This window comes from Actinomyces sp. MRS3W (assembly GCF_032465695.1).
Taxonomy (GTDB): Bacteria; Actinomycetota; Actinomycetes; order Actinomycetales; family Actinomycetaceae; genus Actinomyces.
Genome location: NZ_JAWDJJ010000202.1, coordinates 1 through 15,307, shown reverse-complemented (window position 1 = coordinate 15,307; position 15,307 = coordinate 1). Strand labels below are relative to the sequence as shown.

Annotated in this window: 9 protein-coding genes; 8 read left to right on the top strand and 1 reads right to left on the bottom strand. The window is 69.4% G+C overall.

All coding sequences use genetic code 11. The annotated features are described in order from the left end of the window. Positions 1-140: 140 nt before the first annotated feature. From polA to RWX45_RS07520, 7 genes are all read left to right on the top strand, one after another. Positions 141-2,915, top strand: coding sequence for a DNA polymerase I (gene polA, locus RWX45_RS07550; protein ID WP_316023121.1), 2,775 nt, complete (start codon positions 141-143; stop codon positions 2,913-2,915). Positions 2,916-3,138: 223 nt separating this feature from the next. Continuing rightward, entirely contained in the window at positions 3,139-4,590 is a 1,452-nt protein-coding gene (gene rpsA / locus RWX45_RS07545) for a 30S ribosomal protein S1 (RefSeq protein ID WP_316023120.1), read from the top strand. A gap of 177 nt (positions 4,591-4,767) precedes the next feature. Continuing rightward, positions 4,768-6,465, top strand: coding sequence for a hypothetical protein (locus tag RWX45_RS07540; RefSeq protein WP_316023119.1), 1,698 nt, complete (start codon positions 4,768-4,770; stop codon positions 6,463-6,465). A gap of 41 nt (positions 6,466-6,506) precedes the next feature. Continuing rightward, positions 6,507-7,148, top strand: coding sequence for a dephospho-CoA kinase (coaE, locus tag RWX45_RS07535; protein ID WP_316023118.1), 642 nt, complete (start codon positions 6,507-6,509; stop codon positions 7,146-7,148). 57 nt (positions 7,149-7,205) lie between these two features. After that, complete coding sequence (gene uvrB / locus RWX45_RS07530) at positions 7,206-9,302, top strand: excinuclease ABC subunit UvrB (RefSeq protein ID WP_316023117.1); 2,097 nt, start codon at positions 7,206-7,208, stop codon at positions 9,300-9,302. Positions 9,303-9,539: 237 nt separating this feature from the next. After that, the gene (locus RWX45_RS07525) at positions 9,540-10,601 is read left to right on the top strand and encodes a TerC family protein (RefSeq protein WP_316023116.1); all 1,062 of its coding nucleotides are present in this window, start codon (positions 9,540-9,542) and stop codon (positions 10,599-10,601) included. 4 nt (positions 10,602-10,605) lie between these two features. Further along, the gene (locus RWX45_RS07520; RefSeq protein WP_316023115.1) at positions 10,606-13,071 is read left to right on the top strand and encodes an HAD-IC family P-type ATPase; all 2,466 of its coding nucleotides are present in this window, start codon (positions 10,606-10,608) and stop codon (positions 13,069-13,071) included. Here the strand turns inward: RWX45_RS07520 and RWX45_RS07515 are convergent. Then, a complete protein-coding gene (locus tag RWX45_RS07515) occupies positions 13,068-13,352 on the bottom strand; it encodes a YciI family protein (protein WP_316023114.1) in 285 nt (94 codons plus the stop codon). The genes RWX45_RS07520 and RWX45_RS07515 overlap by 4 nt on opposite strands. Positions 13,353-13,495: 143 nt before the next feature. Here RWX45_RS07515 and uvrA point away from each other — a divergent pair. Further along, a partial coding sequence (gene uvrA, locus RWX45_RS07510; RefSeq protein WP_316023113.1) for an excinuclease ABC subunit UvrA occupies positions 13,496-15,307 on the top strand: 1,812 nt, incomplete at its 3' end.

Sequence of the window (15,307 nt, the reverse complement as noted above, 5' to 3'; positions counted from 1 at the left end):
TCTTGCGCTCGTCGCCGAAACCGCCGATCCGGCCGGCCTGGGCGCCGGGAAGGGGCGGACGGACTTTGCGGGGAATGCAACGGGAACATCCGCGCTGCGAGATGTGGGGTGCTGGTCGTTCATGCCCTTAGGCTGTCACGGTGAGCACCATCGAGACCAGCCCCGCCGGAGCGGACGTCGCAGGGCGTCTCCTCCTCATCGACGGACACTCCATGGCTTTCCGTGCCTTCTACGCGCTGCCGGTGGACAACTTCACCACCACCACCGGGCAGTCCACCAACGCGGTCCACGGGTTCGTGTCCATGTTCCTGTCGCTGCTGGAGCAGGAGCAGCCCACACACGTCGCCGTGGCCTTCGACCTGCCCGGCGGCACCTTCCGCACCCAGGAGTACGCCGACTACAAGGCCACCCGCGACGACACCCCGCCGGCCTTCGCCGGGCAGGTGGAGCTCATCGAGGATGTCCTGGCGGCCATGGGCGTGTCCACGGTCACCTCCCCGGGGTACGAGGCCGACGACATCCTCGCCACCCTTGCCACCCAGGGGCAGCAGGAGGGGATGGAGGTACTCGTGTGCTCCGGGGACCGCGACTCCTTCCAGACGGTCACCGACCGCTGCACCGTGCTGTACCCGATCAAGGGCGTGTCCACGCTGCGCCGCATGACTCCGGCCGAGGTGGAGGAGCGCTACGGCGTGGCCCCCGAGCGCTACCCCCACCTGGCGGCACTTGTGGGCGAGACAAGCGACAACCTGCCCGGAGTGCCCGGCGTCGGCCCTAAAACCGCCGCCAAGTGGATCCGCCTGTACGACGGGCTCGACGGCGTCATCGCTCACGCCGACCAGATCAAGGGCAAGGCGGGGCAGTCCCTGCGCGACCACCTCGACGACGTCCTGCGCAACCGCCGCCTCAATCACCTGCTCACTGACCTCGACCTGGGAATCGATCCGCTGGCGGACCTGAAACTGGCCGGGGCGAATCGCGAAGAACTCGCTCGGGTTATGGAGGCACTCGAGTTCCGCAACCTGCACCAGCGCTCCCAGCGGATTCTTCACTTCGCCGACGGCCCCGCCGCCACCGACGACGCATCCTCACCCGCCACCGCACTCGAGAACCTCGACATCGCGGTGGTGGGGCGCGGCGTCGACCCGGGGGCGGTGCGCAGCTGGCTCGGCGCTCACCTGCCGCCGCGCGAGGCCGCGCCGCTCGGCCTCGACGTCGTCGGCACCCTGCACCCCGGGCGGGGCGACGCCACCATGGTGGCGCTCGCCGACGACTCCAGCGCCCTGGTTGCCGACCTGTCCCTGCTTGACCCCGACGACGAGCAGGCGCTGGCGGAGCTGCTCACCGACGCCGACCGCCCCAAAATCGTCGCCGACGCCAAGGGCTCCTGGCACGCCCTGCACGCCCGTGGCATCGACCTGGACGGCGTCATCGCCGACCCCTCCATCGCCGGTTACCTGTGCCGCCCCGAGCAGCGCTCCTACGACGTCGGTTCGTTGGCGGAGCGCTGGCTCGGCATCGACCTGGGCTCATTGGCCGCCTCGCCCGGCGACGAGGCCCAGAGCGCCTTCGACCTGGACGCCCTCGCCGACGACGCGCCCCCGGCCGCCGCCGTCGCGGCCGCCTACCGGGCCGCCGTGCTGCTGCCCGTCCAGCGCACGCTGGAAGACCAGATGCGGCGTCGGGGAGTGCTGGAGCTGTACACGGACTTGGAAATGCCGGTCGCGGCCACCCTCACCGAGATGGAGGACGCCGGCATCGCCGTCGACGACACCGTCCTGGCGGCGCGGGAAACGGAACTGGACGCCCGGGTCAACCACGCCGCCGAGGGCGCCTTCGCCGCCGCCGGGCACGAGCTCAACCTCTCCAGCCCCAAACAGTTGCAGGCGGTGCTCTTCGACGAGTTGGGCATGCCCAAGACCCGCCGCACCAAGACCGGCTACACCACCGACGCCGACGCCTTGGCCTCCCTGTACGTCAAGACCGGCCACCCGTTCCTGGAGCACCTGCTCGAGCACCGCGACGCCATCAAACTGCGGCAGACCGTTGAGGGACTGCGCAAGGCGATCGGCCCGGACGGACGTATCCACACCACCTTCCAGCAGACCATCGCCGCCACCGGCCGCCTGTCCTCCACCGACCCGAACCTGCAGAACATTCCCGCCCGCACCGAGGAGGGCATGCGCATTCGCGAGGCCTTCACCGTCGGCGACGGCTACGAGTGCCTACTGACCGCCGACTACTCCCAGATCGAAATGCGCATCATGGCGCACCTGTCTGGGGATGAAGCGCTGATCGAGGCCTTCCGCTCCGGGGAGGACCTGCACCGCTACGTTGCCGCACTCGTCCACAACATCGACGTCGGCTCCGTCACCCCACAGCAGCGCAGCCACGTCAAGGCCATGAGCTACGGCTTGGCCTACGGCCTGTCCACCTATGGGCTGGCCCGCCAGCTCGGCGTCGACACGGCGGAGGCCGCCAGCCTGCGCGAGGCCTACTTCGCCCGCTTCGGGCGGGTACGCGACTATCTCGAGGACGTCGTCGAGCAGGCCCGCCGCGACGGCTGGACCGAAACCATGTTCGGCCGCCGTCGCTACCTGCCCGACCTGACCAGCGACAACCGCCAACGCCGGGAAATGGCCGAACGCGCCGCCCTCAACGCGCCCATTCAGGGAAGCGCCGCCGACATCGTCAAGAAAGCCATGGTCGAGGTCGCCGAGCAGCTGTCCCGAGCCGGGCTGCACTCGCGGATCCTGCTGCAGATTCATGACGAGCTGCTGCTGGAGATCGCACCCGGTGAGGTGGACGTCGTCGAGGAGCTGGTACGCACGCATATGAGTGGCGCTGCCGAGCTGTCCGTGCCCCTGGACGTGTCCGTGGGGCGGGGCCTGACCTGGCGTGATGCGGCCCACTAAGGCCCTGGGGCGTGAGGTATTCCACGCAAATACGGAGCGTCTTTGTGACACGCCTACAAGTCACGGATTGGGAACGTGCTGGTATGGTCTGACGGGCATGCCCCTGGGCGCTCAATGCGGCGCCCAACCGTAGTGCGATGCTGGTCCGGGCCGGCTCGCGCGGCGGGGGACATGCAGCTTCTATCCACCCGACCCTTCTGTCCATATTCGGAGCAACCACTCAATGACCACCACCACGCCCAGCCCCGCCCCGGTCGCCGTCAACGACATCGGCTCGACCGAGGAGATCCTCGCCGCCGTCGACGAGACCATCAAGTACTTCGATGACGGCGACATCGTCGAGGGCACCGTTGTCAAGGTCGACCGCGATGAGGTCCTCCTCGACATCGGCTACAAGACCGAGGGCGTCATCCTCGCTCGCGAACTGTCGATCAAGCACGATGTCGACCCCGAGGAGATCGTCTCCGTCGGCGACGAGATCGAGGCTCTTGTCCTCCAGAAGGAAGACAAGGAAGGCCGCCTGCTGCTGAGCAAGAAGCGCGCCCAGTACGAGCGCGCCTGGGGCACCATCGAACGTATCAAGGAGGAGGACGGCGTCGTCTCTGGCACCGTCATCGAGGTCGTCAAGGGCGGCCTCATCCTCGACGTCGGCCTGCGCGGCTTCCTGCCCGCCTCCCTGGTGGAGATGCGCCGCGTCCGCGACCTGCAGCCCTACGTCGGCCGTGAACTCGAAGCCAAGATCATCGAGCTGGACAAGAACCGCAACAACGTGGTCCTGTCCCGCCGCGCTTGGCTGGAGCAGACCCAGTCCGAGGTGCGCACCAACTTCCTGCAGACCCTGGGCAAGGGCCAGGTCCGCACGGGTGTGGTCTCCTCCATCGTCAACTTCGGTGCCTTCGTGGACCTGGGCGGTGTGGACGGTCTCGTCCACGTCTCCGAGCTGTCCTGGAAGCACATCGACCACCCGTCCGAGGTTGTCGAGGTGGGCCAGGAGGTTACCGTCGAGGTGCTCGACGTCGACTTCGACCGCGAGCGCGTCTCCCTGTCGCTCAAGGCGACCCAGGAGGACCCGTGGCAGGCCTTCGCCCGTACCCACGCCATCGGCCAGGTCGTCCCCGGCAAGGTCACCAAGCTCGTTCCCTTCGGTGCGTTCGTGCGCGTCGAGGACGGCATCGAGGGCCTCGTCCACATCTCCGAGCTGGCTCAGCGCCACGTGGAGGTGCCCGAGCAGGTCGCCAAGGTCGGTGACGAGGTCTTCGTCAAGGTCATCGACATCGACCTGGACCGCCGCCGCATCTCGCTGTCCCTCAAGCAGGCCAACGAGGGCGTCGACCCCAACTCCGAGGACTTCGACCCGTCGCTGTACGGCATGGCGGCCGAGTACGACGAGAACGGCAACTACAAGTACCCCGAGGGCTTCGACCCGGAGACCAACGAGTGGCTCGAGGGCTACGAGGCGCAGCGCGAGGCCTGGGAGGCCGAGTACGCGGCCGCGCAGGCCCGCTGGGAGGCCCACAAGGCGCAGGTCGCTCGCGCCCTCGAGGAGGACCAGGAGGACGGCGACGCCGCTCCGGCGGACACCACTTCCTTCTCCTCGACGCAGCCCGAGGCCACCGGCACCCTCGCTTCCGACGAGGCGCTGGCAGCACTGCGGGAGAAGCTGACCGGCAACTGAGTCCGGTACGCACGTGATCGGGGCCCGCTCACCGCGAGGTGGGCGGGCCCCGTCTCATACCGCCCCGGGCACATCCGGTGGCGGCGCGCGGGGCGTGCTCCCCATCGCGGTATCACCGCCCGCGTGCCAGGCTGGACGTCAACAGCACAGACAGGCAATGACCGGAAGAAATTGGGAATGACTGGGGGAGTGGCAATGACCTGGGATGAGCTCGAGACCTGGCTCGATACGGCCGGCGATCCTCGCACCCCCCAGATCCAGCAGCACCTCTACGATGCGCTCGTCACCAACCCTCCCCACGATGCTCCCCCTGAGAGTCTCGTAGCAGGGCTCTGCGCCGTCGACCGCACGTGGATCGCCGCGCTGGGAGAAGACCCCCAGCGCGGCCGCAGCGACATTGACGCCGCCATTGAGGCCTGCCGGGTGATCCGTCGCCGTGCCGGGCTGACGCTGCTGCCGCTGCAATATGCCGAGGTCGAACTGTGCGCCTGCTACGGGCAGCGGGAAGACGCCATCGAGAACCTGCGTGTGGCCCGCCTGTTCTCCTTCGACGGCGTCGACTTGGGGGCGACGCTCGCCACCGCGCGCATGCACGACGACTACTCCGGCGTCATCCGCACGACAACGGCGGTCCCCACCCGCCCGGAGGCCGACCCGGCGGCGACCGCGCTGAGCCTGGCCGCCTCCCTGCTGCCCTACCTGGCGCAGCGCAGGCGGGTGGAGGCCGAGGATGCCCTACTGTCCTTGAACCAGATGGACGCCCCCGCCTCCATGCGGCTACGGCTGTTCGGGGACGAACTGGAATACCTGGGGCTGTCCGGCCAGTGGGAGCGGGGACTGGCCCGCCTGCGGCACACCACCACCGCCGCCGACGACTCCAGCGCCTGGGCTCTGCTCAACGCCGCCATCGGCCTGAGCCTCGTGCTGCGTGAGGCCAACCGCGCCGGATACGGCACCAACGCCCTGGGCTCCTCCCTGACATGGAACAACCCGTGGACCGCACCACTGACGGTGACCGGCTGGGACACCGTCGTCCACGCCTACGACGCCGTCACCGCCTTCGCCCGTGCGCTGGCCGCCCGCTTCGACCAGCGCAACGGCAACAACGGCGTCTCCTACCGGGCCGAATCCCGGATGGCGGCGGAGGCCGCTGGATTGGCCAGCCGTTCCTACGGCACCGTCACCGGCCCCGCCATTGACGCCCGTCGGCTGGCCGACCATCGCGCCCTGCTCACCGACGCCAATCAGCTGCTGGTCCTGGCGCGTGGATATGGCCTGAACTCCGTACGCGACCGCGCCATGGCCACCGCTGAAACCATGAGTCAGTCCCTGGCCGAGGTCACCGACGACGCCCAGCTGGAGACGATCGTTGACCTGCGCATCGCCTTCGCCCGCCTCCTGCTCGAACTCGGCGCCGGTGAGCGCACGGAGAAGGAGGCCCTGGATACCACCGAGCTGTGCCTGTCTCAGGGGTGGGTGGAGCTGGCCTGCGCCTGCCTCGCCACGGCCGCGCGCTGCGCCGCGGACCGCGCGGACGATGCTGCGGCCACCGGCTACTGGGAGCGGACGGCCGAGCTCATGGGCACCTGGAGCACCAGCCGGATCGGCGAGCGAGTCGGCACCTTCACCACCGCCGTCGGCAACCCGGAGACGAGCGCCCGCGGCCTGGCCACCCTGGCCGAGCAGGTCGCCGCGGGCGTGGAGGAGGACCACTCACGGGCCTCCGCCGCCCGCGAGGTCTGCAAGCGCTGCCGCGAGCAGCTGGACCACTGCAAGCACGCCCCGGAGGGAGTAGCGGAACGCATCCAGGCGGTGGAGGACCGGGTCGCTCCCTTCGGCCGGGGCCGGGGTGGCCGCCACCGGGCCGAGGACTGACACATGCTGCGCGGTCCGGCACGGAACAGTAGCCTGAGGGCATGACTGCTGCGGCCTCCTCCAGGCGCCCCCGCCGGGTGGGGCGTGCCCTGCGCGTCGGACTGACCGGCGGGATCGGCGCCGGCAAGTCCGAGGTTGCGCGCCTGCTCGCCGCCCATGGCGCCGTCGTCGTGGACGCCGACGCCATCTCCCGGGAGATCGTCGCCCCCGGCACCGACGGCCTGGACGCGGTCGTTGCTGAGTTCGGGACGGCGCTGTTGCGGTCGGACGGCTCCCTGGACCGGGGCGCCCTGGCCCGTGAGGTCTTCGCCAACCCACTGCGCCGCTCCCGGCTGGAGGAGATCCTGCTGCCCCTCATCGCCGCCGAGGCCTGGGCGCGGATCGACGCCGTCCCCGTGGGGCAGGTGGCCGTCTACGACGTGCCCCTGCTCGTGGAGGGGCAGATGCAGGACATGTTCGACGTCGTCGTCGTGGTTGAGGCCGCGCTGGAGGCCCGGCTGACCCGCCTGGAGCGGCGCGGCCTGGAACGCACCCAGGCCCTGGCCCGGATTGAGGCGCAGGCCACCGACGCCGAGCGCCGCGCCGTCGCCGACGTGATACTGCCCAATTCCTCCACCCTGGAGGCTCTCGCCGAAGCCGTCGACCGGCTCTGGGCCGACCGGCTTGCGCCCCCAGCGGACTAGCCGCCCGCAGTGACCTGCGCCCTCACGGCCCGGGCGCGCGCCGCGTAGCCTGGCCCCATGCGTCCCGTCACCGACCTGCGTCGCGCCGAAAAGCCCTTCGAGGTCATCAGCCCCTACACGCCCTCCGGCGACCAGCCCGCCGCCATCGCCGAGCTCACCGAGCGGCTGAATGCGGGGGAGAAGGACATCGTGCTGCTCGGCGCCACGGGAACCGGCAAGTCGGCCACCACCGCCTGGCTGGTTGAGCAGGTGCAGCGCCCCACCCTCATCCTGGAGCCCAACAAGACCCTGGCCGCCCAGATGGCCGCCGAGTTCCGGGAACTGCTGCCGAACAACGCGGTGGAGTACTTCGTCTCCTACTACGACTACTACCAGCCGGAGGCGTACGTCCCCCAGACGGACACCTTCATTGAGAAGGATTCCTCCATCAACGACGAGGTCGAGCGCCTGCGCCACTCGGCAACCAACTCCCTGCTCACCCGCCGCGACGTCGTCGTCGTCTCCTCCGTGTCCTGCATCTACGGCCTGGGCACCCCCCAGGAGTACGTGGACCGCATGACCCCCCTGCACGTGGGCGAGCAGATCGACCGCGACGAGCTGCTGCGCCGCTTCGTCACCATGCAGTACACGCGCAACGACATCGACTTCACCCGCGGCACCTTTCGGGTACGCGGGGACACCGTCGAGATCATCCCCATGTATGAGGAGCTCGCCATCCGCGTGGAGTTCTTCGGCGACGAAATCGACTCCCTGGCTACCCTCCACCCGGTGACCGGCGACGTCATCGACAAGGTCGACGAGGTCTACGTGTTCCCCGCCTCCCACTACGTGGCCGGCCCCGAGCGCATGGAGCGGGCCATCGCCGGCATCGAAGAGGAACTGGCCGATCGCCTGGCGGTGCTGGAACGAGACGGCAAACTCCTGGAGGCGCAGCGGCTGCGCATGCGCACCACCTACGACCTGGAGATGCTGCGGCAGATCGGCACCTGCTCGGGTGTGGAGAACTACTCGATGCATATCGACGGCCGCTCGCCGGGCACGCCCCCGAACACGCTGCTGGACTACTTCCCCGAGGACTTCCTCCTCGTCATCGACGAGTCCCACGTCACCGTCCCCCAGATCGGCGCCATGCACGAGGGCGACGCCTCCCGTAAGCGCACCCTGGTGGAGCACGGGTTCCGCCTGCCCTCCGCCCTGGACAACCGGCCCCTCACCTTCGCCGAATTCGAGGACCGGGTGGGGCAGACCGTCTACCTGTCGGCCACCCCCGGTGACTACGAGACCCAGCGGTCCGACGGCGTCGTCGAGCAGATCATCCGCCCCACCGGGCTGGTGGATCCCAAGATCGTGGTCAAACCCACCGAGGGACAGATCGACGACCTGCTCGAGGAGATCCGCGCCCGGGTGGACAAGCACGAACGCGTCCTGGTCACCACCCTGACCAAACGCATGGCCGAGGACCTCACCACCTACCTGGCCGACCGGGGCGTGCGCGTGGAATACCTCCACTCCGACGTTGACACGCTGCGCCGCGTGGAGATCCTGCGCGAACTGCGGCTGGGCCAGTTCGATGTGCTGGTCGGCATCAACCTGCTGCGCGAGGGGCTGGACCTGCCGGAGGTGTCGCTCGTGGCCATCCTCGACGCCGACAAGGAGGGCTTCCTGCGCTCGGCCACCTCGCTCATCCAGACGATCGGGCGCGCCGCCCGCAACGTCTCCGGCGAGGTGCACATGTACGCCGACTCCCTTACCCCGGCCATGACCGAGGCCATTGAGGAGACCGAGCGGCGTCGCACCAAGCAGCTCGCCTACAACACTGAGCACGGCATTGACCCGCAACCGCTGCGCAAGAAGATCGCCGACGTCACCGACATGCTCGCCCGCGAGGACGTCGACACCGCCGAGCTGCTGGCCGGCGGCTACCGCGGACACGAGGAGCGGGATGTCGTCAAGCGCCGCAAGCAGGCCGCCGAGTCCACCGTGCGTGAGAAGCTCGCCGGCGCCGCCCAGAGTGACCTGGCCGGCCTCATCGAGGAACTGACCGCCCAAATGCACGCCGCCGCCGAGGACCTGCATTTCGAGCTGGCGGCCCGCCTGCGCGACGAGATCCAGGACCTCAAGAAGGAGCTGCGGGATATGCGGGCCACCGCCTGAGGCGGCGTAGGCAAGCCCACACTGCCCGTGCTGGCCGGGCGCGCTAAACTCGGCGCACAAGCGCATACGGAGGGGAGTACTCCCAGCAACGGCGACGTCGTCATCACGGCGGACCGGCCTGCTGTCGCACCGCGACGGCCCCGGCCCCCGGCGTCGCAGGCCAGGTACGGCAGCGGCATTCGCGCCCCTGGCGGGAGGAGACCTCCGGTACCGACACCGTACCGGAGGTACATGTAAGTGGATGTCCACGCCCTCGGCTGGCTCGCCCTGGCCGCCATCATCATCACGATGATCACAATCGACATCGTTGGTCACGTACGCACCCCCCATGAACCCACCCTCAAAGAAGCCGCCGTGTGGTCGGTCGGCTACATCGCCATGGCGGTGGCGTTCGGCGGCATCGTCTGGGCCATCTGGGGCAGTACCTACGGCCAGGAGTACTTCGCGGGCTACATCACCGAGAAGGCGCTGAGCATCGACAACCTCTTCGTTTTCGTCATTATGATCTCCGCCTTCCGGGTGCCCCGGAAGTACCAGCAGGAGGTGCTGCTGGCCGGCATCATCATCTCCCTGGTCCTGCGGCTGGTCTTCATCCTCGCGGGGGCCGCCCTCATTGAGAACTTCTCCTGGGTGTTCTACCTCTTCGGCGCCTGGCTGCTGTGGACCGCCTTCTCCCAGGCCCGTGAGGGCGTTGAGGAACCGGACCCGCACGAGTACGAGGAATACCAGCCCACCGGCTTCGTGCGCATGGTGGCCAAGGTCGTGCCCATGACCGACGGCTTCGTCGGCGGCAAGCTCATCCACCGGCACGCCGGCCGCACCATGATCACCCCTATGCTCCTGTGCGTCATCGCCATCGGCACCGCCGACGTCATGTTCGCCGTCGACTCCATCCCGGCGATCTACTCCCTGACCAAGGAGCCCTACCTGGTCTTCGCCGCCAACGCCTTCTCCCTGCTGGGGCTGCGCCAGCTCTACTTCCTCATTGACGGGCTGCTGGACCGGCTCATCTTCCTCCACTACGGGCTGGCCGCCATCCTGGCCTTCATCGGTTTCAAGCTCATCAACCACGCCCTGCACACCAACGAGCTGCCCTTCATTAACGGCGGCGAGCCCTGGGAGGTCATCGCCGAGCCCGACATCGGCTTCTCACTCGGCTTCATCGTCGTGGTCATCCTCATCACTGTGCTCGCCTCCATCATCGCCTCCCGCCACCGCGCCCGTAAGACCGGCGCCGGGGGAGCGGACACTGCTGCGGGCGCGCCCGATACGGCCGTCACGGCGCAGTCTGGAGCGTGAGCCCGTGACCCAGACCCGCACCACGTGTGCCCCCGCCCCGACGACGACGGGGCTCACCGGCGCCGAGGTTGCCGAACGCGTCCGCCGCGGCCAGACCAACGCCTACCGGGACCGCACCTCCCGCTCGGCGGCAGAGATTCTGCGCGCCAACGTCTTCACCATCTTCAACGCGATCCTCGGCACCGCCCTGGTGCTCATCTTGCTGTTCGGCTCCTGGAAGGATGCCCTGTTCGGCTTCGTCCTGCTGCTCAACACCGCCACCGGCACGATCGCCGAGGTGCGCGCCAAGCGGGCCTTGGACCGCTTGTCCGTCCTGGATGCGCCCAGCGCCCACGTGCTGCGCGACGGCGCCGAGCAGGATGTGGACGTGGCCGACGTCGTCCTCGACGACGTCATGCGGCTGCGCAGCGGCGAGCAGGTTCCTGCCGACGGCGTCGTGCTGGATAGCGACAACCTGGAGGTGGACGAGTCCATCCTCACCGGCGAGTCCGCCTCGGTCCGCCCCGGAGCGGGGGACCGGGTCATGTCCGGCACCACCGTCACTGCCGGCACAGCCCTGGTGCGGGCCACTGCGGTCGGCGCTGACGCCTACGCGCACCGGCTGGCCCGCGAGGCCCGCCGCTACTCGGTGGTCACCTCCGAGCTGCAGGAAGGCACCAACCGGGTGCTGCGCTGGATCTCCTGGGTCATCGTGCCCGTCGCCCTCTTGCTGGTGTGGTCGCAGCTGCGGCAGAACGGTGGCGTGGCCGCGGCTTGGAGCTCGGGGCAGTGGCGGGTGGCGCTGGTCGCCGGGATCGCTGGGGTCATCGGCATGGTGCCGCAGGGACTGGTGCTGCTCACCTCCGTCAACTTCGCCACCGCCTCCCTGGCGCTGGCGCGCCGCAACGTGCTGGTGCAGGAGCTGCCCGCCGTCGAGGTCCTGGCCCGCGTGGACACGCTCTGTTCGGACAAGACCGGCACCATCACCACCGGCGCCATTCGTCTGGAAGAGGTTGTCACCACCGCCGGTGGCCCGCCGCAGCGGGCCGTGCTCGAGGCACTCGCACAACTGAGCGGCGGCAGCGATCCCAATGCCACCGCCGTCGCCATCGCCCGGGGACTGGCGCGGGAGGGCTACCTGGGAAGCGACCCGGCCCGTGTCCGCACGCCCGAGGAATCGGTGCCCTTCTCCTCACGGCGCAAATGGTCGGCCGTCCGCGACGCCGGCGTTACCTGGGTGCTGGGGGCGCCCGAGATCATTCTGGCTGCTGCGGGCGCCGACGCCATTGTGGAACAGGCCCGCGCCCGCGCCGCGGACGGCGCCCGCGTGGTGGCGCTGGCCCGCTCCGGAGAGCCCTGCGGGTATGACGCCGACGATCACCGGCTGCCGGGCGGGCTGGAGCCCGCGGCGCTCGTGGTACTGGCCGAGGAGATCCGCTCCGACGCCGCCCAAACCCTGGACTACTTCCGCCGCCAGGGCGTGGAGGTCAAGGTGATCTCCGGGGACAACCCTGACACCGTCGCCGCCGTCGCCCGCCGCGCCGGCGTGAGGAGACCGGACGGCGGGGAACTGGTCGCCGTCGATGCCCGCACCCTGCCGCAGGACCCGACCCCGGACGGGCCGGAGGCCGAACGAGTGGCCGACGTCCTGGAAGGGGCCAGCGTGCTGGGGCGAGTCACCCCCGAGCAGAAGCGCGCCTTCGTGCGGATCCTGCAAGCGCGGGGCCGGGTGGTGGCCATGACCGGGGACGGTGTCAACGACGCCCTCGCGCTCAAGGACGCCGACCTGGGTATTGCCATGGGCAACGGCGCACCCGCCACCAAGGCGGTGGCCCGCCTGGTGCTGCTCAAGGGCGAGTTCTCCGCCCTGCCGGGGGTGGTGGCCCAGGGGCGGCGAGTCATGGCCAACACCGAGCGGATCGCCTCCCTGTTCCTGGCCAAAACCGTCTACGCCTCCCTCATCGCCGTGGTCGTGTCCTTGACCGCCATCGCCTACCCGTTCCTGCCCCGGCAGCTGACCATCGTGTCGTCACTGACCATCGGCATCCCCGCCTTCATCCTCGCGCTGGCCCCCAACTCGCGGCGCTACCGGGCGGGGTTCCTCGGGCGTGTGCTCACCCTGGCGGTACCGGCGGGGCTGGTGGCGGGCTGCGCCACGCTGGCGGCACGCACCTGGCTGGTGGCCATAGATGCGGCGGAGGCGCAGGTGACCACCGGCGCCACCTTGGTGCTGATCTCGGCGGGACTCTGGCTGCTCACGCTGACCGCCCGACCGCTACTGGGCTGGCGGCTCGGCCTGGTGGTGACCATGGCGGGTATCGCCGTGCTCGGCGTGCTCGTGCCGGCCGTGCGCGACTTCTTCCTGCTGGCCTGGCCGACGGCGGACACCTGGTGGGTCATCCTGGTCGTGTCCGCCGCCGCAGTGGCGGGCATCGAGGCGGTCTACCTGTTGCGCCCGCGCCTGCTGGCCCGCCTGGAAACCGGGCGTTAGGACAGCACGCCGATGACCGGGTTCCACTCGTGAGGGATGCGCTCGGCGATGAAGCCGGCCTGGTTGAAGGGGTCCTCCTCCAGGAGGGCCAGGGCGCCGGCGGCGTCGTCGGCGCGCACCACGATGAGCGCGTCGTGCGTGCCCACGTAGGGGCCCGCGGCGAGCAGGCGGTCCTGCTCGGCCAGTGCGGCGTTGAAGGCACGGTGGGTGGGACGGAGGTCGGCCATGGCCTCGTCCTGATCAGTGACGTAGTGGTATTCGACGGCGAAGATCTTGCTCATGCCGCCAGCCTAGTCAGTGGCTCCCATCACCGCACTCGGTCCACGGTCTCGGGGACACTGCATGAATGCGCGTGGTCAACACCTCGCCCCACACAGTCGAACAGGTGTGCGAAGGCGGGCCCTTGGCCCTAGACTCTGATGCCGTGAACGACTCCCTCATCATCCGTGGCGCCCGCGAGCACAACCTGCAGGGCATTGGCCTTGATCTCCCGCGCGACAAGATGATCGTCTTCACCGGGCTGTCCGGCTCGGGCAAGTCCTCCCTCGCCTTCGACACGATCTTCGCCGAGGGACAGCGCCGGTACGTGGAGTCGCTGTCCTCCTACGCGCGCCAGTTCCTCGGCCAGATGGACAAGCCCGACGTCGACTTCATCGAGGGCCTGTCCCCGGCGGTGTCCATCGACCAGAAGTCCACCTCCCGCAACCCCCGCTCCACGGTGGGCACCGTCACCGAGGTCTACGACTACCTGCGCCTGCTGTACGCGCGCGCCGGCACCCAGCACTGCCCCGTGTGCGACGCCGTCATCTCCTCCCAGACGCCCCAGCAGATCGTCGACCACATCCGCGAGATGGACGAGGGCACCCGCTTCCAGGTGCTCGCCCCCGTCATCCGCGGCCGCAAGGGCGAGTACACCGAGCTGTTCGCCGAGCTGCAGGGGCGCGGCTTCTCCCGCGTGCGCGTGGACGGCGCCGTCCACCGGCTGGGGGAGGTGCCGGCCCTCAACAAGAAGCTCAAGCACAATATCGAGGTGGTCGTCGACCGGCTGGTCGTGCGCGAGGGCATCCGCCAGCGGCTCACCGACTCGGTGGAGACCGCCCTGGCGCTCGCCGACGGCCTGGTCATCATCGACCTGGTGGACCTCGACGCCGAGGACCTCGGCCGGGAGCACCGCTACTCCGAGAAGCGCGCCTGCCCCAACGAGCACCCCCTCCAGCTCGACGAGATGGAACCGCGCACCTTCTCCTTCAACGCTCCCTACGGCGCCTGCCCCGCCTGCACCGGCATCGGCACCCGGCTCGAGGTCGACCCCGAACTGGTGGTCCCCGACGAGGAACTCACCCTCGCCGAGGGCGCCGTCGCCCCCTGGGCCAGCCACCAGAAGTACTTCACCCGCCAGCTCAAGGCGCTCGGCGAGGAACTCTCCTTCGACGTCGATACCCCCTGGCGGGCCTTGCCCGAACGCGCCAAGGACGCCATCCTGCGCGGCAAGGACTTCGAGATCAAGGTGCGCTACCGCAACCGTTGGGGCCGCGAGCGCATCTACTCCACCGGTTTCGAGGGCGCCCTCAACTACGTCATGCGCAAGCACGACGAGACCGAATCCGAATGGTCCAAGGACCGCTACGAGGGGTACATGCGGGAGATCCCCTGCCCCGTCTGCCAGGGCACGCGGCTCAAGCCCGAGGTGCTGGCCGTGCGCGTGGGAGGCCTGTCCATCGCGCAACTGTGCGACCTGTCCATCAGCGAGTGCCGCGACTTCCTGGCCGACCTCAACCTGACTGGCCAGGCCGCCCGCATCGCCGGCAGTGTCCTCAACGAGATTGCGGCCCGCCTGGGATTCCTCGTCGACGTCGGCCTGGACTACCTCAGCCTCTCCCGTGGCGCCGCCACCCTCTCCGGCGGGGAAGCACAGCGCATCCGCCTGGCCACCCAGATCGGCTCCGGACTGGTCGGCGTCCTGTACGTGCTCGACGAGCCCAGCATTGGGCTGCACCAGCGCGACAACGCCCGCCTCATCGACACCCTGGAGCGGCTGCGGGACCTGGGCAACACCCTCATCGTCGTCGAACACGATGAGGAGACCATCCGATCGGCCGACTGGGTGGTGGACATCGGCCCCGGGGCGGGGGAGAAGGGCGGCCAGGTCGTCTACGCCGGCGAGGTGGCCGGCCTGCTTGAGGCCCCCGGCTCCGTCACCGGCGACTACCTGGCGGGTCGGCGCGCCATTGAGGTG

Coding starts and splice junctions, on each gene's coding strand:
- rpsA (WP_316023120.1), top strand. CDS start 3,139: ATGACCACCACCACGCCCAGCCCCGCCCCGGTCGCCGTCAACGACATC.
- RWX45_RS07540 (WP_316023119.1), top strand. CDS start 4,768: ATGACTGGGGGAGTGGCAATGACCTGGGATGAGCTCGAGACCTGGCTC.
- coaE (WP_316023118.1), top strand. CDS start 6,507: ATGACTGCTGCGGCCTCCTCCAGGCGCCCCCGCCGGGTGGGGCGTGCC.
- uvrB (WP_316023117.1), top strand. CDS start 7,206: ATGCGTCCCGTCACCGACCTGCGTCGCGCCGAAAAGCCCTTCGAGGTC.
- RWX45_RS07515 (WP_316023114.1), bottom strand. CDS start 13,352: ATGAGCAAGATCTTCGCCGTCGAATACCACTACGTCACTGATCAGGAC.